The following is a 24115-nucleotide window of genomic DNA, read 5'->3' on the forward strand; positions in this document are numbered from 1 at the left end:
TACCAGGGCCTTGACGACTTTGTTACCGGCCTGGAATAGTCCGTCCCCGCACCCACCGACTTACCCGGCCCGTTCGCCGGGTGATACGTCGAATCGATTCGACTGGAGTGGACTTCGATGAGGAAATCCCGTATCCGGTACCTGCGTGCTCTCGTGCTGTCACTCGTGGCGGTCCTGTGCGCCGCGCCGCTCCCCGCACCCGCCGAGGAGTACCCCTTCCGCGATCCCGCCCTCCCGCTCGCCCAGCGGATCGACGACCTGCTCTCCCGGCTGACCCTGGACGAGAAGGTCTCACTGCTGCACCAGTACCAGCCCGCCATCCCCCGGCTGGGCATCGCGTTCTTCAAGACCGGCACCGAGGCGCTGCACGGCGTCGCCTGGTCCACCGACTACTTCCACAACGGCAGCGTGGTCACCGCGCAGGGAACCGTGTTCCCGCAGGCGATCGGCCTGGGCAGCACCTGGGATCCCGCGCTGGTGAGGCAGGTCGGGGACGCCGTCGGTCAGGAGGCGCGTGCCTACCACGCGAAGGACCCGACGGTCTGGGACCTCAACCTGTGGGCCCCGGTGGTCAACCTGCTGCGTGACCCGCGCTGGGGCCGCAACGAGGAGGGCTACTCCGAGGATCCCTATCTGACCGGGCAGATCTCCACCGCCTACGGGCAGGGGATCGAGGGTGACGACCCGCGGTACCTGCAGGCCGCACCCACGCTCAAGCACTACCTGGCCTACAACAACGAGGTCCACCGCGACACCAGCAACTCCTCGGTGCCGCCGAGGATACTGCACGACTACGACCAGAAGGCCTTCGAACCGGCGCTCGCCGCCAACGCCGCGACCGGCGTGATGCCCTCGTACAACCTGGTCGACGGCAGGCCGAACACCGTCAGCCCCGAGCTGGACAGCACCGTGCGGTCCTGGGCGAGCAAGGACCTGATGATCGTCAGCGACGCCGGGGCGCCGTCCAACCTGGTCGGCTCGGAGCAGTACTACGCGACCAAGCCCGAGGCGGTGGCCGCCGCGCTCAAGGCGGGGCTGGACAGCTTCACCGACAACGACAACAACCCGTCGATCATCACCACCGCCGTCAAGGACGCGCTCGCCCAGGGCCTGCTCAACCTCGGCGACGTGGAGAAGGCCGACCGGCACATCCTGTCCCTCCGGTTCCGGCTCGGCGAGTTCGACCCGCCCGGGGCCGACCCGTACGCCTCGATCGGGCCCGACGTGATCGACTCCCCGGCGCACCAGGCGCTCGCGCGCAAGGCCGCCGACGAGCAGATGGTGCTGCTGCGCAACGACGGCGTGCTCCCGCTCGACGCGGCCAGGACCGGGAAGATCGCCGTGGTCGGTCCGCTGTCCGACACGCTCTACACGGACTGGTACAGCGGGTCACTGCCCTATGGCATCACCCCGGTGCAGGGCATCCGGCAGCGGCTCGGTTCGCACGGCACGGTCAGCTCGACCGAGGGGGTGGACCGCATCGCGCTCAAGGACCTCGCGACCGGCCGGTACCTCACCGCCCCCGCCGCCTCCGAGGGCGGCGCGCTCACCGCGACCGGCACCGCGGCCGGGGCCGGGCAGGCGTTCGACGTGTTCGACTGGGGCGCCGGGAAGCTGACCCTGAGGACGGTCGCCAACGGCAAGTACCTGTCCTACTCGGGCGGAAGGCTGGTCAACAACGCCGCGCAGCCCAACGGCTGGTTCGTGCAGCAGCAGCTCCGGCTCGACCCGCAACCCGACGGCAGCTACGTGCTCGAATACGCGGGCAACGAGGTCGGCCAGCCCTGGTTCGGGCCGGACAAGTACGCCGTGGCCGGAGCCGACGGCACGGTGACCCTCGGGGCGGCCACCCCCGAGGCGGCGACGAAGTTCTCCCGCGAGGTGCTGGTCGGCGGGGTGGACAGCGCGGTCGCGGCGGCGAAGTCGGCCGATACCGCGGTGGTCGTGGTGGGCAGCATGCCGTTCATCAACGGCCGGGAGGACAACGACCGCACGAGCACGCAGCTCGCCGACGCGCAGCAGGCGCTGATCAAGGCCGTGCGCCAGGCCAACCCGCACACCGTCGTCGTGGCGGAGAACAGCTATCCGACCTCGGGCTGGGAGAGCACCGGGGTGCCGGGCATCATCTGGACCACCCATGCCGGGCAGGAGACCGGGCACGCGCTGGCCGACGTGCTCTTCGGCGACGTCAACCCGAGCGGGCGCCTCACCCAGACCTGGTACGCCTCGGACGCCGCGCTGCCGAGCATCCTCGACTACGACATCGCCAGGACCGGCATGACCTACCAGTACTACCGCGGCACGCCGCTGTATCCGTTCGGCTTCGGGCTGAGCTACACGTCGTTCCGCTACACGAACCTGCGGCTGGACCGGGCGGCGGTGAACGCGGACGGTCAGGTACGGGTCACCGTCGACGTCACCAACACCGGGGCCCGCGCCGGGGACGACGTCGTGCAGCTCTACTCGCGCGAGCGGGAGTCGCGGGCCCGGCAGCCGGTCGAACAGCTGCGCGGCTTCCAGCGGGTGAGCCTGGAACCGGGACAGACCAGGACGGTGTCGTTCACCGTGCGAGCGGCCGACTTGGCCTTCTGGGACGTCACCCGGAGCCGTCCGGTGGTCGAGACCGGGACCTACGACCTGATGATCGGGCATTCGGCGGGCGAGCTCGCGCTGACGGCCCCGCTCGAGGTGGCCGGTGAACGGATTCCGCCCCGCGACCTGACCCGGCCGACCCGGGCGGAGAACTTCGACGACTACCAGGCGGTGACGCTCACCGACGAGAGCAAGGCGAGCGGCACCTCCGTGGCCACGGGCCCGGGCAGCTGGCTGTCCTACGCGGACGTGCGGCTGGACGCCGACGCCACCGGGTTCACCGCGTCGGCGTCCAAAGCGGACAGTGGGGACGCGCACCTGACCGTCCGGCTGGACGATCCGGTCACCGGCCCGGTGCTGGGCACGGCGACCGTGCCGGGTACGGGGGACCGCTACCGCTACACGACGGTGACCGCGCCACTGGCGAAGGCGGCGGGCAGGCACACCGTGTACCTGGTGTTCGACGGGGCGGTGAACCTGGCCTCGTTCCGGTTCACCCGCTGACCGGGCGTCCGGCCGTCGCGATTTCGCGGCGGCCGGACGTCTTCCCGCCGCCACGCGCCGCTCACAGCGCCGCGACGTTCGCCGACACCCGTTCCAGGAGGCCGACCAGGGTGGCGTAGTCCTTTTCGGACAACCCTTCGATGGTCTTTTCGCGGAAGGTGTGGACCTTCGCGGCAATCTGCTGGTGGGCGAGCCGGCCTTGCCCGGTCAGTGCGTACCCGCTTTGAACCCAGCCCCGGGACACGAGTTCCGCCACGGCGGGCTGGAAGGTGGGCGAGTCGCTGTCGCGGAACGGCGCTAGCGCCTCGTCGATCTCTTGGAGGCTTCGCGGGCCGGTGGCGAGCGTGTTGAGGATCTGCCATTGCCTGCGGCTCACCGCCTCCTCGGCGAGCAGGTGGTCGATGGCGGCTTCGAGCTGCCCGTCGATCCGCTTGAGCCAGTACCCCAGTGGTTTCACGGTCCCTCCAGTTGCATGTACTTGTACATGTGAATGTACGGTAGCATGCATGGACGCGGTCGAGCGGATCGAGCGGGCGATGGTGGCCATCCGGCGCCGTCAGAGCAGGCGTGCGCTCGCCCGCCAAATGCCGGGTGACCCGGCGGTCTTCGCCGTGCTGGACGCCGTCGAGGCCAGCGGGCCGTCCTCGGTCACCGAAATCGCCGCGGCGGTGGGGGTCGACCAGCCGCGCGCCAGCCGGCTGGTCGCGCGTGCGGTCGAGGAGGGACTGCTGGCCCGCCAGGCGGACCAGCACGACGGGCGGCGCAGCGTGCTTCGCCTCACGGCCGCCGGGCGACGGCAACTGGACGCAGGGCACGCCGCGCGGCGGCAGGCGTTCGCCGCCGCCATGGCGGACTGGCCCGCCGCCGACCGGACGACCTTCGCGCGGTTGCTGACCGCGTTCGTGGAAGCCCTCGACGCGTCGGAATCCCCCTAGCGGCCGCGCGCCCCGGCGAGGCCGGACCTGCGGTGACTCGCCTGGGGGACGCCGGGGGATCAGAAGGACTCTTCGTCGCCGCCGTCGAAGGCGTCCTCGATCATCTCGCCGAGGATCATGCCGCCGATCGCGCCCGCGGCCGCACCGGCGACGACCCCGCCAATGCCCGGCCCGCGCCGCTCCCCGTGTCCAGGCCCGTATCCGGGGCCGTAGCCGGGAGCGCCGCCGAACCTCTCCGGATGACCGGCGGGCCCGTGCGCCGGGGCGTGGTGGGCGAGTTGGTCCAGCCATTCGCCGATGGCCGCCGCCCAGTCGGTCTCCAGCGCCTCCTGGTGGCTCACGCCGATCCGGCCGAGCGCCTCTCCGCCCGGCCGGAACAGGCCGCTGCGCCGGTCGGCCTCCAGGATCACCACGAGCCCGTCGGGACTGGTCGCGAACGCCAGCCCGACCTCGCCGACGCGACCGGCGTAGGCCGGCGGCGGGTAGAACTCGATCTCCTGGAAGAACGGCAGCGTCTGGCGGACGCCGGGCAACCGCCCGGCCTCCAGCTCGGCGGACTTGAAGTGGAAACCCAGCCTGCCGAAGGCGTCGAGCACGGCCTCCTGCCCCGGCGTGGGCAGGAGGCGCACCGGGTCGGCGTCGCCCTTGTCCACCGCCTTGGCCACCGCCAGTTCCGTGCGCAGGCCGAGCGACAGACCGTGCAGCGGCTGCCCGAACAGGTCGGTGACCGGGGCCTCCCACGGTATCCCCAGCTCGAACGGGATCACCCGGTTTTCCTTGGCCGCCAGCCGGAAGCGCCCTGCCACCACGGCCCGGTGGAACTCCACCGGAGCACCCGCGCCCTGCCCCCGCGCGACGTGCGCGACCAGGGATAGGGCCAGGTGCTCGATCTCCGCCTCGGTCTCACCCCCGGCCAGGCGCACTTCACCGGTCAGCACCTCGCCGGGGCGGCACTGCGGGGTGGACAGCACCGTGTCCACCGAGGGACCACCGATTCCCACCGCTTGCAGCATCCTCTTGAACACCATGCGGGCCTGCGCTCCTCTTGCTCATCGGGCTCGGCGACGTCGTCAAGATCGTCATCCTCGTCCCTGCAACGCGCCCGGCATGGCTGGAGTTCCGGCAAATCGCCCAAAACCCCGAAATCGGCCGTCAGGTGTACTGCGCTCGCAGCGCCTTCTTGTCGGGCTTGCCCAAGGCCGTCACCGGCAACGAGTCCGCGACGACGACGCGCTTGGGGACGTGCACCGGTCCCTTGCGCTCCTTGACGGACGCGGTGATCTCCGCAGTCAGCCGTCCGATCGCTTCTTCGTCCCGCGCGGCGTCCTCGCGGAGTACGACGATCGCGGTCACCGCCTCCCCCCACTTCTCGTCGGGCACCCCGATCACGCTGACCTGGGCGACCGCCGGGTGCTCGGCGACGACGTCCTCCACCTCCCGCGGGAAGACGTTGAACCCGCCGCTGACGATCATGTCCTTCACACGGTCGACGATGAACCAGAACCCGTCCTCGTCCTCCTTGGCCACGTCGCCGGTGTGCAGCCACCCGTCGCGGAACGTCTCGTCGGTGGCCTCGGGCAGGTTCCAGTAGCCTCCCGCCAGCAGCGGCCCGGACACGCACACCTCGCCCGGTTCGCCGTGCGGGACCGGCTCGCCGTCCGGGCCGAGCAGCGCGGTGCGCAGGAACGCCGAGGGGCGGCCGCAGGAGGACAACCGCTTCTCGTCGTGATCGCCCTTACCCAGGTAGCTGATCGCCATCGGGGCCTCGGTCTGCCCGAAGAACTGCGCGAAGATCGGGCCGAACCGCTCGATCGCCTCCTTCAGCCGTACCGGGTTGATCGAGGAAGCGCCGTAGTAGACCGTCTGCAGCGAGGAAAGGTCCCGGGTGTGCGAGTCGGGGTGGTCGAGCAGTGCGTAGAGCATGGTGGGGACCAGCATGGTGGCCGTGATCCGCTGCTCCTCGATGGTGCGCAGCACCTCGGCCGGATCGAACTTGGGCAGCACCACCAGCGAGCCGCCCTTTATCAGGGTCGGGGCGAAGAACGCCGCACCCGCGTGCGAGAGCGGGGTGCAGACCAGGAACTTCGGCGCCTCCGGCCACTCCCACTCGGCCAGTTGGATCTGGGTCATCGCCGACATCGACCGCGCGGTCCCGATGACGCCCTTCGGCTTGCCCGTGGTGCCGCCGGTGTAGGTGATCGACACGATGTCGTCGGGCGCCAGGTCCGCGGCCTTCAGCGGCTGGGGTTCGTAGGCGGCCGCCGCCGCGACGAGGTCCGTGCCGACGTGGGCCAGCGCCTCCGGCACCGGCCCGATCGTGAGCACCTTGGTCAGCCCGGGCACCTTCTCGAGCAGGCCCGCGGCGCGCTCCACGAAGGCGGGCACCGGGTCGATGATCAGCGTGGTGATGCCCGCGTCGTCGAGGATGTAGGCGTGGTCGTCGAGTGAGCCCAGCGGGTGCAGCGAGGTGCGCCGGGACCCCTGGATCTGGCCCGCGCCGATGATGAGCAGCACCTCGGGGCGGTTGAGCGAGAGCAGCGCCACCGGGGAGCCGGTGGACAGCCCGAGCCCCTCGAACGCCTGGACGTACTGGCTGATCTTCTCGGCGGTTTCGCCACCGGTCAGGGTGGTCTCACCCAGCACCATCACCGGCCGGTCACGGTGCCGCTTCAGTGCGGAGATCGTCAGATGACCGAGGTGGGTCGGGGTGCGCAGGGCCTGCTGGTTCATCGGCGGTCCTTCCGGATCATCGGGCGTCGTCGGGCCGGTGCGGGCCGGTGCGGCCGTGGAAGAACTCTGCACCCCCGCGCCGATTCAAGCAAGTGCTTGGTTGGATCGGTGCGGCTTCAGCCGCCCTGGGCAAACGACAGCCGCGTATCGTCACCGCGCGGTTCGTTTCGGTCAACACGGTTTCCCGGCCCCCGCGGGTAGGTGGCGTCGTCACGGGTACGCCACCCTCGGTGCCCGGAAACCACGAAAGGCGGGAGGGAAAACCATGCCGGGAGGGCTCGAATTGCGCAGCAGCGCCTTCAGCGACGGCACGCTCATCCCCGAGCGGCATTCCCACGGCCGCGGCAACCATTCCCCGGCACTGGAATGGCTTGCCGTTCCCGGCGGCGCCGCCGAACTGGTCCTGGTGTGCGAGGACCCGGACGCGCCGGGCGGCACGTTCACGCACTGGGTGGTCACCGGCATCCCAACGGAGACCTCGGGTGTCGAAGAGGACGGTTCGATCCCCGGGGCGCTCGAGGGCCGCAACGACTTCGGCGAGCACGGTTGGGGCGGGCCGTGGCCTCCCGCGGGCGACGAGCCGCACCGGTACTTCTTCCGCCTCCACGCGGTGGACCGCCCACTGGGGCTGGGTGAAGACGCCACGGGCGGGCAGGTCCGCGCCGCGCTGGCCGGGCACGTACTCGGCACCGGCACCCTCGTCGGCCGTTTCGGCCGGTGACCACCGCCCGGCACCGCCGGCCGAGTCCCAATGTTCGTGCGGGGTTGTGTGCCCTGAAGGTCGCCTTGACGGGCATAAAGGCTCTCAAAGTCGCCTTGAGGGCAAGCGCTCCTCAGCCGAGGAGCGTCTGCCGAAGGCTGCTGTGAGGGGACCCTCACGGCCGCGTTGGAGCACGGTTCGCCGGGAGGGGCCCGGGTACTCGCGCGGCGAGAACCGCGGAGCGGGTGGGAGGCGAGCGCGAATGTCGTGGCTGTACGGAAACTGGACCGCGGTCGGCGCGGTGTGTGCCAAGACGCTGCTACTGGCGCTGACCGCGCTGGTCGGGCTCCGGCTCGCGCCGCGGCGCGCCCTGGCCGAGCTGCGCATCTTCGACTTCGTCGTGGCGGTCGCCCTCGGCGCCATCATCGGCCGTACGGCCACCGCGACCAGCACTTCCTTCGTGCTGGGTTTCGCGGCACTGGTGACGCTCCTGCTGGTCCACGTCGTGCTCACCAGGCTGAGGCTCTTCGCCGCACCGGCCCGGCTGATGGACCATCCCGTGCGCGTGCTGGTCCGCGACGGTGTGGTGGATCGGCACGAACTGCGGGCCTGCGGGCTGACCGAGGACGACCTGCATGGTGCTTTGCGGCAGAAACAGGTCTACACGCTGGCAGACGTCCGGTTCGTGCTCTACGAGTCGCAAGGGGGATTCTCCGTGGTGCGGAGGGAAGACCATACTGGCGAGCTGCTCGCCTCGGCCCCGGTCATCCACCGGGCAGGAGATTGAGCGAGGCGCGGTTTTCCTTGTCCTGCCGGGGTTAGGTGCCCGCGGCGCCGGGTACGCGGGGACGGACCGGAGTCCGGTGCTCAGGCTGGAGTGCTCATGCTTTCGTCGAAGGAGCGGCGGGATCTCGCTGCGTTGGACCATGTTCTGTCGGCCGATGCCACCCTGGCGGCATTGTGCGCCCTGTTCCCCGAACCCGCGCGGCCGGTGGCGGAACGGCCGTTCACCCGTCCGGCTGGTCTTCCGCGCGGCCGGGTGCTCGCGCTGGCGCTGGCCCCGCTCGCCCTGGTGGCGGGCCTGGTAGTGGCGCTTCTGGCGGGAAGCGCGGCGAACCCGCTGGTGGCCGCGGCCAGCGGACTGGCGGTGGTCATCGGGGTGGCTTTGCTGCTGACCGGGTTGGCCTGGGGTGGAGTCCGCCGCCGCGGCCGCCCGCGGCCGGGTTCGATCCGCCGCCACGCGCCCGCCCCCTGATCAGGCGGCGCGAGGGTCCCGTTGGCTCCGGCTTTCTCCCGGCCCGCCCGGGGGCTCGGTACGATGCGGCCCTCGGAAGACATGATCGCGGACGTGACCGCGGCGCCGGACAGGGGGAGTGCGACATGGGGCAGGAAACCGGTGAAGACACGACGAGCCGGGCTCCCCGGCCGTGGGGTCTTCCCTGGCCGGTCGCGCTCCTGCTCGCTCTGGCCGCCTCGGTCGTGGGCGGGCTGTACGACCTGCGCGTCTCACACGGGCTCGACATCCCGTTCACCGCGGCGTACGGGCTGGGCAGCGTCGCCGCGGCCGGTTTCGTGCGCCGGCGCGGCCTGTTCGTCGTGATGGCCACGCCTCCGCTGGTGATGCTCGCGGCCGCCACCCTCGCGGTCTACCTGGAGAACAGGCCTGCGCCGGGGCTGTCGTCGCTCATTTTCGCGGTCGCCACACCGGTGGTGCCCCGCTTCCCGGTCATGGCCGGCACCACCGTCGCGGTGCTGCTGATCGGGACCGCCCGGCTGCTGGTCGCCCGGCGCCACAACCGCGCCGAGAGCAGCACCGCCGCCGGTTCTAGCTGAGCGCGCGGTCCGGCAGGCGGGAGAACCGCAGGTTGCCGTCGTCGATCCGGCGGTGCCGCAGATTCACCAGGTCGTGCGCGTAGCTCATGCCGAGCCGCCACGGTGCCCGGGAACCGGCACGCGGGAATTCGTCCACCGAGCGCAGCACGTAACCGGCGTCGAAGTCGAGCAGGGGCCGCTCGGTGACGGTGGGATCGTCGTTCACCGGGATGCAGGTGTCGTAGCCGTGTGCGCCGAGGTGCCGCAGCAGCCGGACGACGTACTCGCTGACCAGATCGGCCTTCAGCGTCCACGACGCGTTGGTGTAGCCGATGGTGAAGGCGAAGTTGGGCACCCCGCTGAGCATCATTCCCTTGTAGGCCATCGTTTCCGGCAGCTTGACCTCGCGGCCGTCGACGGTGAGGGTGATCCCGCCGAAGGCCAGCAGCCGCAGCCCGGTGGCCGTGACCACGAGATCGCCTTCGAGTTCTTCCCCCGATTGCAGGCGGATCCCGGTCTCGGTGAACTCGGCGATGCGCCCGGTCACCACCGAGGCGTCGCCCCGGCTGAGTGCGGCGAACAGGTCCCCGTCCGGCACCAGGCACAGGCGCTGGTCCCAGGGCTGGTAGCGCGGCTTGAAATGGGTGTCCACGTCGTAGCCCGCGGGCAGTTGCCGCACGGTGGCCTTGCGGATCAACGATTTCACCAGTTCCGGCCGCCGCCGGCTGAGCTGGTAGAGCAGGGTGGTCGCGACGACGTTCTTCCAGCGCGCGATGGGGTAGGCCGCGCGGGCCCCGAGCAGGCGCCGCAGCGCGGTGGCGATGCGGTCCTCGGCGGGCAGCGACAGGATGTAGGTGGGTGAGCGCTGCAGCATCGTGACGTGCGCGGCCCGGTCGGTCATCGCCGGGACAAGGGTCACCGCGGTGGCGCCGCTGCCGATCACGATGACCTTCTTACCCGCGTAGTCGAGGTCCTCCGGCCAGTGCTGCGGGTGGACCACCCGCCCCCGGAACCGCTCGATGCCGGGGAAATCGGGGAGATGACCGGCGTCGTAGTGGTAGTAGCCGGTGCACACGTACAGGAACCGGGCGGTGAACCGGACCGGTGTTCCCTTGTGGACGGTGTCGACGGTCCAGCGGGCCCGTTCGCTCGACCAGGACGCACCGACCGCCCGGTGCCCGAAACGGATGTTCCGGTCGATCCCGGCCTCGGCGGCCGTGTCGCGCACGTAGCGCAGGATCGACGGACCGTCCGCGATGGCCTTGGCCCTGGTCCACGGGCGGAACCGGTAACCGAGCGTGTGCATGTCCGAATCGGAGCGGACCCCGGGATAACGGAACAGGTCCCAGGTTCCGCCGATCGCGTCACGGGCTTCGAGGATCGCGTAGCTGCGGCGGGGGAAGGCCTTCTGGAGGTGGTGGGCGGCACCGATACCGGACAGGCCGGCACCGATGATCAACACGTCGACGTGGGTGCTTTCACTCCGCATCGATGCTCCTTGCCGTCCTGAAGCGGGGGACCTTTGCTCCGAATGATGCCCAGCAAAGGTCCCCCGATGCTACGTCAGCCGCGGACCAGGAACGACCGGTCCTCCATCCCGTCGTCCCCGTCGTCGTCGTCGTTGGAGGGGGCGGGACGCTTCGGTGCCGGACGGGCGGGAGGTGCCGGGGGAGGCGGGGGAGCCGGACGGGCGGGCGGGGGCGGTGCGGGCTCTTCTTCGGGCAGCTCGCCCAGCCGCTTTTCCCGTACCTGGCTCGTAGGCGGGGCCGCCGCCTCCTCCGGGTCCGGTTCCGGCTCCGGGAACTTCGCCCGGTAGTTGCCGACGATGGTGTCCCTGGTCCTGGTGTCGTCACCGATCGTCTCGGCCATCACCTCGCCCAGCCGCTCCGGCAGCCGCGCCTGCGCGCGCCGCACCGTCGTCAGCACCAGCGAGGCCACCTGGGCACCCGAAAGCTCCCGCACCCGGTCCGTGATCCGCAGATCCGACAGGTTTCCCGCCGAATCCACCGTCACCGTGACCACGCCGTCCTTCGACGACTCCGTCACCGACACCCCGGCCACCGCCGCCTGCATCGCCTGGTACCGCTGCGCCTTGGCCTTCGCCTCCGCCACCCAGCGATCCACACCCGCCGCCGCGTCACCGCCGGACCCCACCGGGCCGCTCATGTCCACCGCCTTCGCAGTCTGCCTTCGCCCTGTCTCTTCGCGCTCGGACACCGACAGCCAACCAGCGCTTTCCCCTTTCCGGGCCGACTCGACCGGAATTACCCTGAACAGCCCAACCGCCCTGTGCCGTGAGGGGCTGGGGCGAGCCGTTAGGGACCCTTCACGGCCAACGCCCAAGGAGTTTGAGCGAGCCCGGGGATCAGGCTGGGGCGATGTCGGCCGGGGTGGTCATGACCCGGTCGTGCCCCACGGTGCGGACGGGGCCGGTCAGCCGGAAACCGGCGGTGCACGGCAGGTCGGCGGCCGAACGCCCGACGAACACCTCGATCCGGCCGGGTTCCACGATGCGGCGCAGGTCCAGGCCGGTGAAGCTGGTGCGGTCGGCGTGCAGGGTGAACCTGACGCGGGCGGCGGCTCCCGCCGCCAGCGGCACCCGCGCGAACCCGGCCAGCTCCAGCACCGGCCGGGTCACCTGCGCCTGGACGTCGTGCAGGTAGAGCTGCACGGTCTCCTCGGCGGCGCGCTCGCCCGTGTTGCGCACGGTGACCGAAACGGACAATTGCCCGTCGGTGGGGATTTCGTCCGCGCTCAGTTCGAGCCCGGAGTACTCGAAGGTCGTGTAGGACAGACCGTGCCCGAACGGGAACAACGGTGTCGGGTCGAGGTTGCTGATGCCCTCGCTGTTGCGGCCCAGCGGCGGGGTGAGGTAGGTGCTCGGCGCGACCCCGGCCACGCGCGGGATCTGCACCGGCAGGCGGCCCGAGGGCGCGATCCGTCCGGACAGCACGCCCGCCAGCGCGGCACCGCCCTCCTCGCCCGGCATGAAGGCCTGCACGAGAGCGGCGGCCCGGGCGGCGTGACGGCCCAGCGCGTAGGGCCTGCCCGAGACGACGACGATCACGACCGGGGTGGCCGAGGCGAGCAGCGCTTCGAGCAGTTCGTCCTGCACACCGGGCAGGCCCAGGTCCTCGGCGTCGCAGCCTTCACCGGAGGTGCCCAGGCCGAACAGGCCCGCCCGGTCGCCCACCACGGCGACGCAGACGTCGGCCGCTTCGGCCGCGGCGACCGCCTCGGCGAATCCCGAGCGGTCCTCGTCCCGGATGGAGCATCCCTTGTGGACGGAGAGCAGGGCCGCCGGGAACTCCTCGCGAAGCGAGTCCACAAGCGACGGTGCCGCCACGCCGATGCCGAACCCGGGGTGACGGGGCAGGACGTGGTTCGGGTAGGAGTAGCACCCCATGAACGCGAGCGGGTCGTCGGCGCAGGGCCCGACCACCGCGATCCTGGGGGTGGACAGGGGAAGCGTGCCGTCGTTGGCCAGCAGGACGACCGACTTCTCCGCGATCTCCCCGGCGAGGGCGCGATTGCGGGGTGAGTCGAGATCGATCGGCTCGGCGGAGGGCGCCCAGCCGGCGTCCAGCAGTCCCAGCTCGGCCTTCTGCCGCAGCAGGCGCAGGGCCGCCCGGTCGACCAGCTCTTCGGGCAGCTCGCCGCCGCGCACGAGTTCGGCGAGTTCCTTGCCATAGCAGAGGGTGTCCGGCAGTTCGACGTCGATGCCCGCGGCCAGTGCCAGCGCCCCGGCTTCGCCCACACCGTCGGCCACCCGGTGCATGCTCTTGAGGAACGCGATCGCCCAGTAGTCGGAGACCACGACCCCGTCGAAGCCCCATTCCTCCCGCAGGATTCCGGTCAGCAGCGGGGTGTTCGCGGCGGCGGGAACCCCGTCGAGGTCGACGTAGGCGTTCATCACCGAGCGCGCGCCGCCGTCCCGCACGGCCAGTTCGAACGGCGGCAGGACGACGTCGCGCAACTCGCGCGGGCCGATCGAAACCGGCGCGTGGTTGCGCGCAGCCCGCGAGGCGGAGTACCCGGCGAAGTGCTTGAGCGTGGCGATGACACCGGTCTTCTCCAACCCGCGCACGTAGGCGGTGCCCAGCATCGAGACCAGGTAAGGGTCCTCGCCCAGCGTCTCCTCGACCCGGCCCCACCGGTAGTCGCGAACCACGTCCAGGACCGGCGAAAGCCCCTGGTGCACGCCGACCGCGCGCATGTCCTCGGCGATCGCGGTCGCCATCCGCTCCACCAGATCGGGATCGAAGGTCGCCGCCCAGGCCAGCGCGGCCGGGTAGACGGTGGCGCCGAGGGTGGTGAACCCGGTGAGGCATTCCTCGTGCACGATCGCGGGCACGCCGAGCCTGGTCTCTTCGACGATTTCCCGCTGGAGTTCGCGAACCCGTGCCACCCCTTCGGCCGCGGTGACGGGAGCGGTGCCGAAAACCCTGGTCAGATGGCCGATCCCGTGTGCACGGGCCTGCTCGAAGGGCACCGCGCCCCGGGCGAACACGTCCTGCATCGGGGCCACGTTCCCGCTGACGTCGTCGTTGCCCGGCCACGCGCTGCCCAGTTGCGCGATCTTCTCTTCGAGGGTCATCTCGGCCAGCAGCGCCTGCGCGCGCTCGCCCGCGGACAGGGACGGGTCATGCCAGCGGCTCATCATGCTCCTTGTCGGGAGTGTTCGGGTACGGGGCCGGTCGAGTCGCGCACGACCAGGTGGGTGGCGAGCTCGACGTGGTGGGAGTCCAGGGTTTCCCCGGCGATCAGTTTGAGCAGCGTGCGCAGGGCGACCCGGCCCATGTCGTGCAGCGGCTGGCGGATCACGGTCAGCGCGGGAGTGGCGAGCCGGGCGAGCATCGTGTCGTCGAAGCCGACCACGCTCAGGTCCTCGGGCACGCGCAGCCCGCGCCGCCGCGCCGCCTCCAGCACGCCCAGCGCGGTGGCATCGCTCGCCGCGAAGATCGCGGTCGGCCGGTTTTCCCGTGCCAGCAAGCGGTTTCCCATTTCGAGGCCGTCCTGGTAGCCGAAGCCGCCGTGGAGGACGAGAGCGGGATCGGCGGTGGCACCGGCGTTCTCCAGCGCCGCACGGTAGCCGTGCAGGCGGGCTTGGCTGCACGAGGCCCCCACCGGGCCTCCCGCGAAGGCGACACGGCGGTGGCCCAGTCCCAGGAGGTGTTCGGTCGCGGTGATCCCGCCCGAGAAGTTCGTCGCCCCGACGCTGGTGACCTCGACGCGCGGCAGGTTGAGCGGGTCGATGACCACCAGCGGAAGCCCGGCGCGCGTGAAGCTTTCGACCTGGGCCAGGGTCAGTTCCGAGGTGACGACGATGAGCCCTTCCCGGTCACCGCTCTTGATCCGCTGGGCCCAGGCGTCCTCGGGGGAAAGCGGGCCGGACGGTTCGGCGCCCGCCTCGGGCATCCGGCCGATGACCACGTCCACGCCGAGTTCGGTGCCCGCGTCCGTCACGCCGCGCAGCACCTCCAGCGCGTACGGGCTGACCAGGTCGTCGAAGACGATGTCCACCAGGCGCCGGGAGGCGACGGTACGACGGCCGTTCTGCGGTACGTAGCCGAATTCGCGAAGGACGTTCTCCACCCGCACGCGGGTGTCCGCGGCGACGTCGGACCGGCCGTTGAGCACCTTCGACACGGTCGCGAGGGACACCCCAGCGGCGTCGGCCACCATCGCCAGTGTCGCTCGCTTTCCGGAAGCTGTCGGCACGACTTCTCCTATCGCAAAATTTCGAGCCACTCTAACTCGGGCGCAGCGCAAAAAGAATCCCTTGACGCTGGGTGGACACTACCTTAGATTCCGTGCCACACCGCAGTGTTTTCGAAACTTTTCGAACCTTCGACGGGGAAGGCGCATCATGGCACTGGGAACTCGCCGGACAGCGTTGCTCGCGGCCGGGCTGGCCGCGCTGCTCAGTTTCACCACGGCCTGCGGCTCCAGCGGGCCCGCCGGGCCCGGCGGCAAGGCCACCGCCTGGGCCCTCACCGGCGGCGACGAGCAGGTGTTCCGCACCTCGTTCGGCACCGCGGGCATCGACGGCCAGTTCTTCGGCAACGACGCCTACAAACAGAAGATCCGCTCCGCCGTCGGCGCGGGCCAGGCCCCCACCCTCGTCTTCAGCTGGGGCAACGGCGGGATGCTGAAGTCCTGGGTGGACGCCGGGAAGATCATGGACCTGACCCCGGAGGTGCAGAAGGATCCGGCACTGACCAGCCGCTACCTGCCCTCGGTGGCCGCGACCGGCGTGATCGATGGCAAGACCTACGCGGTACCGAACAACAGCATGCAGCCGGTCTTCCTGTTCTACAACAAGGATCTGTTCGCACGGATCGGCGCGCAGCCGCCGTCCACATGGGACGAGCTGATGGCGCTGGTACCGCGGTTCAACCAGGCCGGGATCGCCCCGTTCTCCCTCGGCGGGCAGAGCAAGTGGCCGCAGCTGATGTGGGAGGAGTACCTGGTCGACCGCATCGGCGGGCCGGAGGTGTTCAACGCGATCGCGGCGAACAAACCGGGCGCGTGGTCCGATCCGGCGGTCGTGCGGGCCAACACGATGATCCAGCAGCTGGTGGACGCGGGCGGCTTCGTCAAGGGCTTCGACTCGATCAGCACCGACAGCAACGCCGACACCGCGCTGCTCTACACCGGCAAGGCCGCGATGTACCTGATGGGTTCGTGGGCCTTCCCCACCATCAAGCAGGCGGATCCCGAGTTCGCGAGCGGCAAGCTGGGCTGGACGAGCTTCCCTTCCGTTTCCGGCGGCAAGGGCGCAGCGGCCGACATCGTGGGCAACCCGGCGAACTTCTGGTCGGTCTCGGCGCAGGCCAGTGACGCGCAGAAGCAGGCGGCGGTCAAGTACCTGCGTGAGGGCGTCATGAACGACACCTACGTGGACAGCCTGCTGGCCGGTGGCTCCGTCCCGCCCGTGAACGGGATCGAAGCGAAACTGGCCAAGGCGGAGGACCCGCAGTACCTGTCCTATGTGTACGGACTGGCCCGCAACGCGCCGAACTTCCAGCTCTCCTGGGACCAGGCGCTCTCGCCCGGCCAGGCGGACGCACTGCTGACCAATCTCGACCAGCTGTTCGGCAAGCAGATCACGCCCGAGCAGTTCTCCACGGCCATGAACGCGACGATCGGCAAGTGAGCATGCAGTCCCAGGCGATCGCCACCGAGCGGGCCGTGGGGCGGGTGTCCCCCGGCGCGGTCAACCACCGCGCCGGGCCCCATCCGCTGATGGCCGTGCCCGCACTGGTGTTCTTTTCCGTCTTCGCGCTGCTGCCCCTGGGCGGGGTGGTGGTGCTGAGCCTGATGCGCTGGGACGGGGTCGCCGATCCGTCCTGGATCGGGTTCGGCAACTGGGGGGCCGCGCTGACCGATCCCGCGACCTACCACGCGATCTGGCTGAGCGTGCAGGTGATGGTGTTCAGCTGGCTGTTCCAGACCCCGGTCTCGCTGCTGCTCGGTGTCCTGGTGGCGGGCCGGAGCCGCTACCGCGCGGTGCTGGGCGTGCTGTACTTCCTGCCGCTCCTGCTGTCTTCCGCCGCGATCGCGATCGCGTTCAAGGCCTTGCTGGACCCCAACTTCGGGATGAGCCGGGCGTTCGGCGTCGCCGCACTGTCCCGGGACTGGCTCGGCGATCCGGCACTGGCGCTGTTCGTGGTGGTCTTCGTGATCGGCTGGCAGTTCATCCCCTTCCACACGCTGCTCTACCAGGCCGGGGTGCGCCAGATCCCGGCGCAGCTGTACGAGGCCGCGCAGCTCGACGGTGCCGGCGCGGTGCGGCAGTTCTTCCACATCACGCTGCCGCAGCTGCGTTACACGATCCTCACCTCCTCGACGCTGATGCTGGTGGGCTCGCTGACCTACTTCGACCTGGTCTTCGTGCTCACCGGGGGAGGGCCGGGCAACGCGACCCGGTTCCTGCCGCTGGACATGTACCTCAACGGTTTCTCCAACAACGACATGGGCCGTGCGAGCACGCTCGCGGTGCTGCTGGTGGTCGCCGGGCTGGCCCTGTCGCTGGGGCTGGCGCGGCTCGCCCGCTTCTCCCGGGGCAGTCAACTGGAGGGTTCGTGATGGGCACGAAGGTGCGGACCCGGCCGAACCTCCTCGGCGGCTTCGCCGGTTTCCTCTGGCTGCTCGTCGTGATCGTGCCCGTGTACTACGTGGTGATCACGAGCCTGCGCCGCCAGCGCGGGTTCTTCGACGCCAACCCGTTGTCACTGCCCGCGGACCCCACCCTCGGCAACTACGCGCTGGTGCTGCGCAACGATTTCCTGCGCTACTTCAGCAACAGCATCATCGTCACGGCAAGCACGGTGGTGATCACGGTCGCGGTGTCGCTGATGGCCGCCTACTACGTGGTGCGCGGCCGGACCCGGTTCGCCGGGCTCACCTACAACGCGTTCCTGCTGGGGCTGGCGATTCCCCTGCAGGCCACCATCATCCCGGTCTTCTACCTGATCACGCGGGCGCATCTGTACGACACCCTGCTGGCCGTCGTGCTGCCGTCGGTGGCGTTCGCGATCCCGCTGTCGGTGGTCATCCTGGCCAACTTCCTGCGCGACGTGCCGAACGAACTGTTCGAGTCGATGCGGGTGGACGGGGCAGGGCACTGGCGGATGCTGTGGAGCCTGGTGCTGCCGCTGGTCCGGCCCGCCGTGGTGACCGTGGCCGTGTACGACGGGCTGAACGTGTGGAACGGCTTCCTGTTCCCGCTGATCCTCACGCAGAGTTCGGACCAGCGCGTGCTGCCGATGGCGTTGTGGGCGTTCCAGGGGCAGTTCCGGGTGAACATCCCGGCGGTGCTGGCCGCCGTGGTGCTGTCCACGATCCCCGTGCTCGCGCTGTACATCCTGGGGCGCCGGTACCTCGTCGCCGGCCTCACCGCCGGTTTCGGGAAATAGCCGGATAGCCCGCACGGCCCTGTTCGTATGCCGTGAAGGGTCCCTTCACAGTCGTATCGGCCAGGGGCCCGGCAAAGTCCGGTCGGCTCGGGTCCATGGGCGAGTCCCACGCTCGTGCGCCCGTGTCCGACGCTTAGGTGGGTGTGTCCCGCGGTGGGGCCGGGGCGGGGTGCCCTGAAGGTCGCCTTCAGGGTCATCAACGCCCTCAAGGTCACCTTGAGGGCACGCCCCCGGTCCCGGCAGTGCCGTCGCCTGGGTGAGGTCGCCGAGTTCTTCGAGGATCGGGCGCGCCAGCGTCCGCAGGTCCTGTTCGACGGGCTCCGCCGGCCGCACGAGGCCGTTGCCCAGTGAGATCCGCTTGAACCGGTCGCGCCGGCACAGGTGGTGTGCCTCCAGGGTCCGGACGAGCCGGTGCGCGACGGTGCGGTGCACGCCGATGCCGTCGGCGATCTCGGTCAGCGTCATGGCCGCGATCAACTTGATCGCCGCGCTGGGCGGGTTCTTCGGACCGTACGTGGTCGGCAAGAACGCCACCGCGAGCAATGTCACGGTGGGCCTGTACTTCCCGATCGGCTGCCTGGTGCTGTGCGCCGTCATGCTGAGCCTGCTCAAGGTCACCCGTGAGTCCCGCCCGGTCACCGGCGCGGTTCCCGCCCCCACCGAGGTCGGCTGACCGGCTTCTTTCTCCGCCACCCGGAACGGCCGTGAGGGACCCCCCTCGCGGCCGTTCCTGTCGTTGCCTGGGAGGCGGTCGCGGCACCACGGTTCAGCGCGGCGGGATGCCGACCAGCATCATGAGGGTGTCCGCGACCTCGTCGATGGCGCGGTCCCGGTCGCGGGGTTTCGCTTCACCGCACCACATCGGTGCCTGCGTCATGGCGGCGTGCATGCACTGCAGGGCGGTGTCCACCGTCGTGACGGTGAACTCGCCGGAGGCGACGCCCTCCTCCACCAGTCCGCGGAACAGCGCGTCGTGCCGCTGCCGCAACTCCTTGATCCGCTCCCGCTGGGCGTCGGGCCACTGGCGCGGGACCAGGAACAGCCGCAGCGCGGCGGGGTAGTCGCGGACGGCGATCGTGACGTGTTCGCGGATGAGCGCGCGCAGGCGTTGTGCGGCCGTGCCCGTGCTGCCGTCCAGGAGTTCTTCGAGCAGGGCCGTCCACTCGTTGCCGAGGGTCTCGATGGCCGCGGTGACCAGTTCCTCCTTGCCGGAGAAGTAGTAGTACAGCGATCCCTTGGTGACGTCGAGCCGCTCGGCCACGTCTTCGAGGCTCACCGCGTCGTACCCGCGCTCGCCGAACAGCTCGGCCGCCGCGGTCAGGATTTCCTGGATGCGCCGGCCCCGTTTGCGCTGGACGCGGCTGGATGCCGGTCGCGCGGACTGGTCTTCGACCGTCTGCTGGGGACTCACCGTGCGCGCACTCCGCTCACTCCTCGTCGTTCCGGGCCTACGACAGGGTAGCAGTTTGACTTCTAAGTCAACTCTTGACTCAAGAGTCAAAATTCGCCACCCTGGTCGCCAAGCGAACGCCAGGCGAAGGAGCCCACCGTGACCTACGAAGACATCCGGTACGAGATCGACGGGCCGGCGGCGGTGATCACGATCAACCGGCCGGAGCGCTACAACGCCTTCCGGGGCAGGACCGTCGAAGAGCTGATCAAGGCCTTCCGTGCGGCGTGGGCGGACCGGCAGGTGCAGGCGGTGATCCTCACCGGGGCCGGTGACAAGGCCTTCTGCACCGGGGGCGACGTCAAGCAGCGGGCGGAGACGGGCGACTACGGCCCGACCGAGAGCGGCATGTTCGAGATCGGCTACCTCCACAAACTGATCCGCGACATCCCGAAGCCGGTGATCGCCGCGGTCAACGGCGTCGCCGTCGGCGGCGGGCACGTGCTGCACGTGCTGTGCGACGTGTCACTGGCCAGCGAGACCGCCCGGTTCGGCCAGGCGGGCCCCAAGGTCGGCTCCTTCGACGCCGGTTTCGGCACCGCCTACCTGGCGCGCGTGGTGGGGGAGAAGAAGGCCCGCGAGATCTGGTTCTGGTGCCGCATGTACGACGCCGGGGAGGCCCTGCGCATGGGGCTGGTCAACGCCGTCGTGCCGCCCGCGGAACTGCTCCCGACGGCGCTGGCCTGGGCCAGGGAGGTCGCCGAGAAGAGCCCCACCGCCCTCCGGTTCCTCAAGCAGTCGTTCAACGCCGACACCGACCACCAGGCGGGTCTGTCCAACCTCGCGATGTCCGCGCTCGACCTGTTCACCGCCTCGCCGGAGGGACTCGAGGGCGCCCGGGCCTTCGCCGAGAAGCGGAAGCCGGATTTCAACGCCCACGTCAACTGGCACTGAGCGGAGCGGTCGATGGATTTCCGGTTCTCCGAAGAAGAAGAGGCTTATCGCCGTGAGCTGCGGCGGTTCGCCGCCCAGGTGCTCGCGCCGCACTACCAGGCCGACGACAAGGCGGCGAAACTGCGCCCCGGACTGGTCGCCGACATGGCGGCGATGGGCCTGACCGGCCTGCGCATCCCGGAACGGCACGGCGGGCAGGGGGCCGGCGCCGTCCTCGCCGGGATGGCCGCCGAGGAGGTGGGGCGCGGCGACTTCAACGCCGCCTACCTGATCATCGTCAGCGCACTGGTCAGCGACGTGCTCGCGCGGCACGCGCGGGAGGAGCAGCAGGCGGACTGGCTGCCTCCGATCGCCTCCGGCCAGGTCGTGCCCGCCCTGTGCGTGACCGAACCCGGTCACGGCACCGACGCCGCCGCCCTGGAGACCAGGGCCGAACCGGATGGGGACGGCTGGCGCCTGACCGGCGAGAAGACCTCGATCACCCTGGGCATGGCCGCCCACACCGCGCTGGTGCTCGCCCGCACCGGCGGACCGGGCGCCCGCGGGGTCAGCGCCTTCTACGTCGACCTCGACGACCGCCACGTCACCCGTGCGGCGTTCGACGACCTGGGCGGCCGTTCGATCGGCCGGGCGTCGCTGCACTTCGACGGCCTGCCGGTGGGCCGCGACCGGCTCGTCGGCGAGCCGGGCGGCGGATTCGTCTCGGTCATGCAGGGTTTCGACTACTCGCGGGCGATCATCGGCCTGGCCTGCCTCGGCGCGGCACAGTCCTCTTTGGACGAGGCGCTGCAGTGGGCCCGTGACCGCGAGGCCTTCGGCAGCCCGATCGGCACCTTCCAGGGCGTGTCGTTCCCGCTGGCGGAGTATGCCACCTACGTCCGCGGCGCCCGGCACGTCTGCTACGAGGCGCTCTGGAAGAAGGACCACGACCTCGAGCACAGCACCGAAGCCGCGATGGCGAAGTTCTGGGGACCCAAGCTCGCGGCCGAGGTCATCCACCAGTGCCTGCTCACCTTCGGGCACCTGGCCTACTCCACCGAAAGCCCGCTCGGGCAGCGCCTGCGCGACGTGATCGGCCTGGAAATCGGGGACGGCACCGCCCAGGTGTCGAAGCTCGTCATCGCCCGCAACCTCCTCGGCCGCGCCTACGCGCCGTGATCTGCGAAAGGACTTCCCATGGACAAGCTGAGCGGCAGGATCGCCGTGGTCACCGGCGCGGGCCGGGGCATCGGCCGCGGTATCGCGGAGAAACTCGCGGCCGAGGGCGCGACGGTCGTGGTCACCGACATCGACGAGGACACCGCGCTGGACACCGCGGCGGGCCTGGGCGGCGGCGCGGTGGGGCTGCACACCGACGTCACGTCGCGTGAATCGGTGGACGCGATGGTCGCGCGGGTCCGCGAAACCTTCGGCCGGATCGACGTGCTGGTCAACAACGCCGGCTGGGACAAGGCGGGCCCGTTCACCGCCTCCGACCCGGCCGACTGGGACCGCGTCATCCAGATCAACCTCTACGGGGTGCTCAACACCTGCCGGGCGGTGCTGCCGATCATGGCGGACCAGGGCTCCGGATCGGTGGTCAACATCGCCTCCGACGCCGGACGGGTCGGCTCCTCCGGCGAGGCCGTGTACTCGGCCGCCAAGGGCGGGGTGATCGCCTTCACCAAGGCGATCGCCCGCGAAATGGCCCGCCACCAGGTCAACGCCAACGCGGTGTGCCCCGGCCCGGCGGACACCGCCCTGTTCGCCTCGATCGGCGGGGACGACCCGAAACTGCGGGAGGCGCTGACCAGGGCCATCCCGTTCCGTCGTCTCGCACAGCCCCGCGACCTCGCCAACGTCGTCGCCTTCCTCGCCTCCGAGGAGGCCGACTACATCACCGGCCAGACCGTCAGCGTCAGCGGCGGCCTCACCATGAGCTGATCCGGAGCCCCGATGTCCTTTGCCACGATCCTCGACGACGAGCTGATCGACGCCCACACCCGCGACGGGTACTGGGTGAACCGGACCATCACCGACCACCTCGACGAGGTGGCCGCCGCCACGCCGGACAAGATCGCCTTCCGTGACGCCCGGCGGAGCATCACCTACGCCGAACTCAAACGCGAGACCGACCACTGCGCACTGGGCCTGCTCGAACTCGGGGTCCGCAACGGCGACGTGGTCTCCTTCCAGCTCCCCAACTGGATCGAGTGGGTCGTGGTGCACTTCGCGGCGAGCCGGATCGGGGCGATCAGCAACCCGCTGATCCCGATCTACCGGGACCGCGAGGTCGGCTTCATGGTGGGCCTGGCCCGGTCGAAGGTCTTCATCGTCCCGGCCGGATTCCGCGGCTTCGACCACGCCGCCATGGCCGACCGGCTCCGTCCACAGTGGCCTCATCTGGAGCACGTACTGGTGGTGGACGGAAAACCGGGCCAGGGCACCGGTTCGTGGGAGGAGTTCCTGGCCACACCCTGGGACCGGCGGCGCGACCCGGCCGGGCTGCCCGCGCTGCGCCCGGACCCCAACGACGTGACCCTGCTGATCTTCACCTCCGGCACGACGGGGGAGCCGAAGGGGGTGATGCACACGCACAACACCGCCATCGCCGCGAACAACCCGCTGCCGGCGCGACTCGGGATCACCGCCGACACCGTCTTCCACATGGCTTCCACCCTCGCGCACCTCACCGGATTCCTCTACGGCGCGAGGCTTCCCGTCCAGAACGGGGCGACCTGCGTGCTGCAGGACGTGTGGGACCCGGCCCGGTTCGCCGAACTGGTCGCCGAACACCGGATCACCTACACCTCGGCCGCCACCCCGTTCCTGCACGACGTGCTCACCGCGCCGAACCCGGCCGGACACGACCTTTCCTCGCTGCGCCGGTTCTGCTGCATGGGCGCACCGATCCCGCGTGCGCTCGTCCGGCAGGCTCGCCGGACACTGCCGGACATGGTCGTGCTCGGCGGCTGGGGCCAGACCGAGAACGCGCTGGTCACCCTCGGCATTCCCGGCGATCCGGACGAGAAGATCATCGACACCGACGGCTACCCGTGGCCCGGCATGCGAATCCGGGTGGTGGCGCCCGACGGGGCCGCCCTGCCGCCGGGCCGGGAAGGCCGACTGCAGGTCGCCGGGCCGTTCCTGTTCGTGGGGTACGCCGAGCGCCTGGATATGACGCACGGAAGCTTCGACGGCGAATGGTTCGACACCGGCGATCTCGCCACCATCGACGCCGACGGCTACCTGCGCATTTCCGGCCGCACCAAGGACGTGATCATCCGGGGCGGCGAGAACATCCCGGTGGCCTACGTGGAAAACGCGCTCTACGAGCACCCGGACATCGAGGCCGTGGCCGTGGTCGCGGTACCGGATCCCCGGTTGCAGGAACGCGCCTGCGCCTGTGTGGTGCTCGCGCCCGGGGCGGCACGCCTGACTCTCGAAGGGATGCGCGAGTTCCTGGCCGGGAAGGGGGTCGCCAAACAGTACTGGCCGGAACGGCTCGAACTGTTCACCGAACTCCCGCGCACCGCCAGCGGCAAGATCCAGAAGTTCCAGTTGCGCGAACAGGTCGGGGGCGGCGCATGAGAGCGCC

At 70.4% G+C, this 24115-nt stretch carries 23 protein-coding genes; 15 read left to right on the forward strand and 8 right to left on the reverse strand.

All coding sequences use genetic code 11. The features are described 5' to 3' along the window. Positions 1–117: 117 nt before the first annotated feature. Complete coding sequence (locus ORV05_RS10635) at positions 118–3096, forward strand: glycoside hydrolase family 3 protein (RefSeq protein ID WP_268758287.1); 2979 nt, start codon at positions 118–120, stop codon at positions 3094–3096. Positions 3097–3157: 61 nt separating this feature from the next. Here the strand turns inward: ORV05_RS10635 and ORV05_RS10640 are convergent, their stop codons facing one another. Continuing rightward, positions 3158–3553, reverse strand: coding sequence for a MarR family winged helix-turn-helix transcriptional regulator (locus ORV05_RS10640; RefSeq protein ID WP_268758288.1), 396 nt, complete (start codon positions 3551–3553; stop codon positions 3158–3160). A 49-nt stretch (positions 3554–3602) separates the two neighbouring features. On the opposite strand from ORV05_RS10640, the gene ORV05_RS10645 reads away from it, so the two are divergent. Then, on the forward strand, positions 3603–4031 hold the full coding sequence (locus ORV05_RS10645) for a MarR family winged helix-turn-helix transcriptional regulator (RefSeq protein WP_268758289.1): 429 nt from the start codon (positions 3603–3605) through the stop codon (positions 4029–4031). Between the two features lie 59 nt (positions 4032–4090). Here ORV05_RS10645 and ORV05_RS10650 read toward each other — a convergent pair whose 3' ends face one another. Next, positions 4091–5059: a sporulation protein gene (locus ORV05_RS10650; RefSeq protein WP_268758290.1), complete on the reverse strand. Its 969-nt coding sequence runs from the start codon at positions 5057–5059 to the stop codon at positions 4091–4093. Between the two features lie 124 nt (positions 5060–5183). Then, positions 5184–6761: a fatty-acid--CoA ligase FadD8 gene (gene fadD8, locus ORV05_RS10655; RefSeq protein WP_268758291.1), complete on the reverse strand. Its 1578-nt coding sequence runs from the start codon at positions 6759–6761 to the stop codon at positions 5184–5186. Positions 6762–7026: 265 nt separating this feature from the next. On the opposite strand from fadD8, the gene ORV05_RS10660 reads away from it, so the two are divergent. From ORV05_RS10660 to ORV05_RS10675, 4 genes are all read left to right on the forward strand, one after another. Beyond that, a complete protein-coding gene (locus tag ORV05_RS10660) occupies positions 7027–7482 on the forward strand; it encodes a YbhB/YbcL family Raf kinase inhibitor-like protein (RefSeq protein WP_268758292.1) in 456 nt (151 codons plus the stop codon). Between the two features lie 241 nt (positions 7483–7723). Further along, positions 7724–8248, forward strand: a complete 525-nt coding sequence (locus ORV05_RS10665; protein ID WP_268758293.1) for a DUF421 domain-containing protein — start codon at positions 7724–7726, stop codon at positions 8246–8248. 96 nt (positions 8249–8344) lie between these two features. Beyond that, entirely contained in the window at positions 8345–8716 is a 372-nt protein-coding gene (locus ORV05_RS10670; RefSeq protein ID WP_268758294.1) for a hypothetical protein, read from the forward strand. Between the two features lie 125 nt (positions 8717–8841). Further along, on the forward strand, positions 8842–9294 hold the full coding sequence (locus ORV05_RS10675; RefSeq protein WP_268758295.1) for a DUF6542 domain-containing protein: 453 nt from the start codon (positions 8842–8844) through the stop codon (positions 9292–9294). Here ORV05_RS10675 and ORV05_RS10680 read toward each other — a convergent pair. The 4 genes from ORV05_RS10680 to ORV05_RS10695 form a co-directional block, all read right to left on the reverse strand. Next, positions 9287–10762, reverse strand: a complete 1476-nt coding sequence (locus tag ORV05_RS10680; RefSeq protein ID WP_268758296.1) for a flavin-containing monooxygenase — start codon at positions 10760–10762, stop codon at positions 9287–9289. The two genes, ORV05_RS10675 and ORV05_RS10680, sit on opposite strands and share 8 nt — an antisense overlap. Before the next feature lie 74 nt (positions 10763–10836). Beyond that, on the reverse strand, positions 10837–11439 hold the full coding sequence (locus ORV05_RS10685) for a YbaB/EbfC family nucleoid-associated protein (RefSeq protein ID WP_268758297.1): 603 nt from the start codon (positions 11437–11439) through the stop codon (positions 10837–10839). A gap of 199 nt (positions 11440–11638) precedes the next feature. Beyond that, entirely contained in the window at positions 11639–13933 is a 2295-nt protein-coding gene (locus tag ORV05_RS10690; RefSeq protein WP_407652741.1) for a beta-xylosidase/alpha-l-arabinosidase, read from the reverse strand. Further along, entirely contained in the window at positions 13933–14958 is a 1026-nt protein-coding gene (locus ORV05_RS10695) for a LacI family DNA-binding transcriptional regulator (RefSeq protein WP_407652782.1), read from the reverse strand. Before ORV05_RS10695 ends, ORV05_RS10690 begins: the two co-directional genes overlap by 1 nt. Positions 14959–15142: 184 nt before the next feature. Here ORV05_RS10695 and ORV05_RS10700 point away from each other — a divergent pair, with 184 nt between their 5' ends. The 5 genes from ORV05_RS10700 to ORV05_RS10720 all read left to right on the forward strand — a co-directional run bounded on the left by ORV05_RS10700 (position 15143) and on the right by ORV05_RS10720 (position 18867). Beyond that, entirely contained in the window at positions 15143–16432 is a 1290-nt protein-coding gene (locus ORV05_RS10700; RefSeq protein ID WP_268758300.1) for an extracellular solute-binding protein, read from the forward strand. 2 nt (positions 16433–16434) lie between these two features. After that, a complete protein-coding gene (locus ORV05_RS10705) occupies positions 16435–17364 on the forward strand; it encodes a carbohydrate ABC transporter permease (protein WP_268759756.1) in 930 nt (309 codons plus the stop codon). Beyond that, entirely contained in the window at positions 17364–18194 is an 831-nt protein-coding gene (locus ORV05_RS10710; protein ID WP_268759757.1) for a carbohydrate ABC transporter permease, read from the forward strand. Before ORV05_RS10705 ends, ORV05_RS10710 begins: the two co-directional genes overlap by 1 nt. Positions 18195–18335: 141 nt before the next feature. Beyond that, entirely contained in the window at positions 18336–18545 is a 210-nt protein-coding gene (locus ORV05_RS10715) for a hypothetical protein (protein WP_268760095.1), read from the forward strand. Between the two features lie 85 nt (positions 18546–18630). Next, a complete protein-coding gene (locus tag ORV05_RS10720) occupies positions 18631–18867 on the forward strand; it encodes a hypothetical protein (RefSeq protein ID WP_268760096.1) in 237 nt (78 codons plus the stop codon). A gap of 93 nt (positions 18868–18960) precedes the next feature. Here ORV05_RS10720 and ORV05_RS10725 read toward each other — a convergent pair whose 3' ends face one another. Beyond that, positions 18961–19605, reverse strand: a complete 645-nt coding sequence (locus ORV05_RS10725; protein ID WP_268758301.1) for a TetR/AcrR family transcriptional regulator — start codon at positions 19603–19605, stop codon at positions 18961–18963. Between the two features lie 138 nt (positions 19606–19743). On the opposite strand from ORV05_RS10725, the gene ORV05_RS10730 reads away from it, so the two are divergent. Genes ORV05_RS10730 through ORV05_RS10745 form a run of 4 tightly spaced genes read left to right on the forward strand, consistent with a single transcriptional unit; the run spans position 19744 to position 24108 of the window. Then, the gene (locus ORV05_RS10730) at positions 19744–20538 is read left to right on the forward strand and encodes an enoyl-CoA hydratase-related protein (protein ID WP_268758302.1); all 795 of its coding nucleotides are present in this window, start codon (positions 19744–19746) and stop codon (positions 20536–20538) included. A 12-nt stretch (positions 20539–20550) separates the two neighbouring features. Beyond that, positions 20551–21696 carry an acyl-CoA dehydrogenase family protein gene (locus tag ORV05_RS10735; RefSeq protein ID WP_268758303.1) on the forward strand — a complete coding sequence of 382 codons (1146 nt, stop codon included), beginning with the start codon at positions 20551–20553 and terminating at the stop codon, positions 21694–21696. An 18-nt stretch (positions 21697–21714) separates the two neighbouring features. Continuing rightward, positions 21715–22461, forward strand: a complete 747-nt coding sequence (locus ORV05_RS10740) for an SDR family NAD(P)-dependent oxidoreductase (RefSeq protein ID WP_268758304.1) — start codon at positions 21715–21717, stop codon at positions 22459–22461. Between the two features lie 12 nt (positions 22462–22473). Beyond that, the gene (locus ORV05_RS10745) at positions 22474–24108 is read left to right on the forward strand and encodes an AMP-binding protein (RefSeq protein WP_268758305.1); all 1635 of its coding nucleotides are present in this window, start codon (positions 22474–22476) and stop codon (positions 24106–24108) included. The last annotated feature ends 7 nt before the right edge of the window (positions 24109–24115 follow it).

This window comes from Amycolatopsis cynarae, assembly GCF_026802195.1.
In the GTDB taxonomy this organism is placed as follows: Bacteria; Actinomycetota; Actinomycetes; order Mycobacteriales; family Pseudonocardiaceae; genus Amycolatopsis_E; species Amycolatopsis_E rhizosphaerae.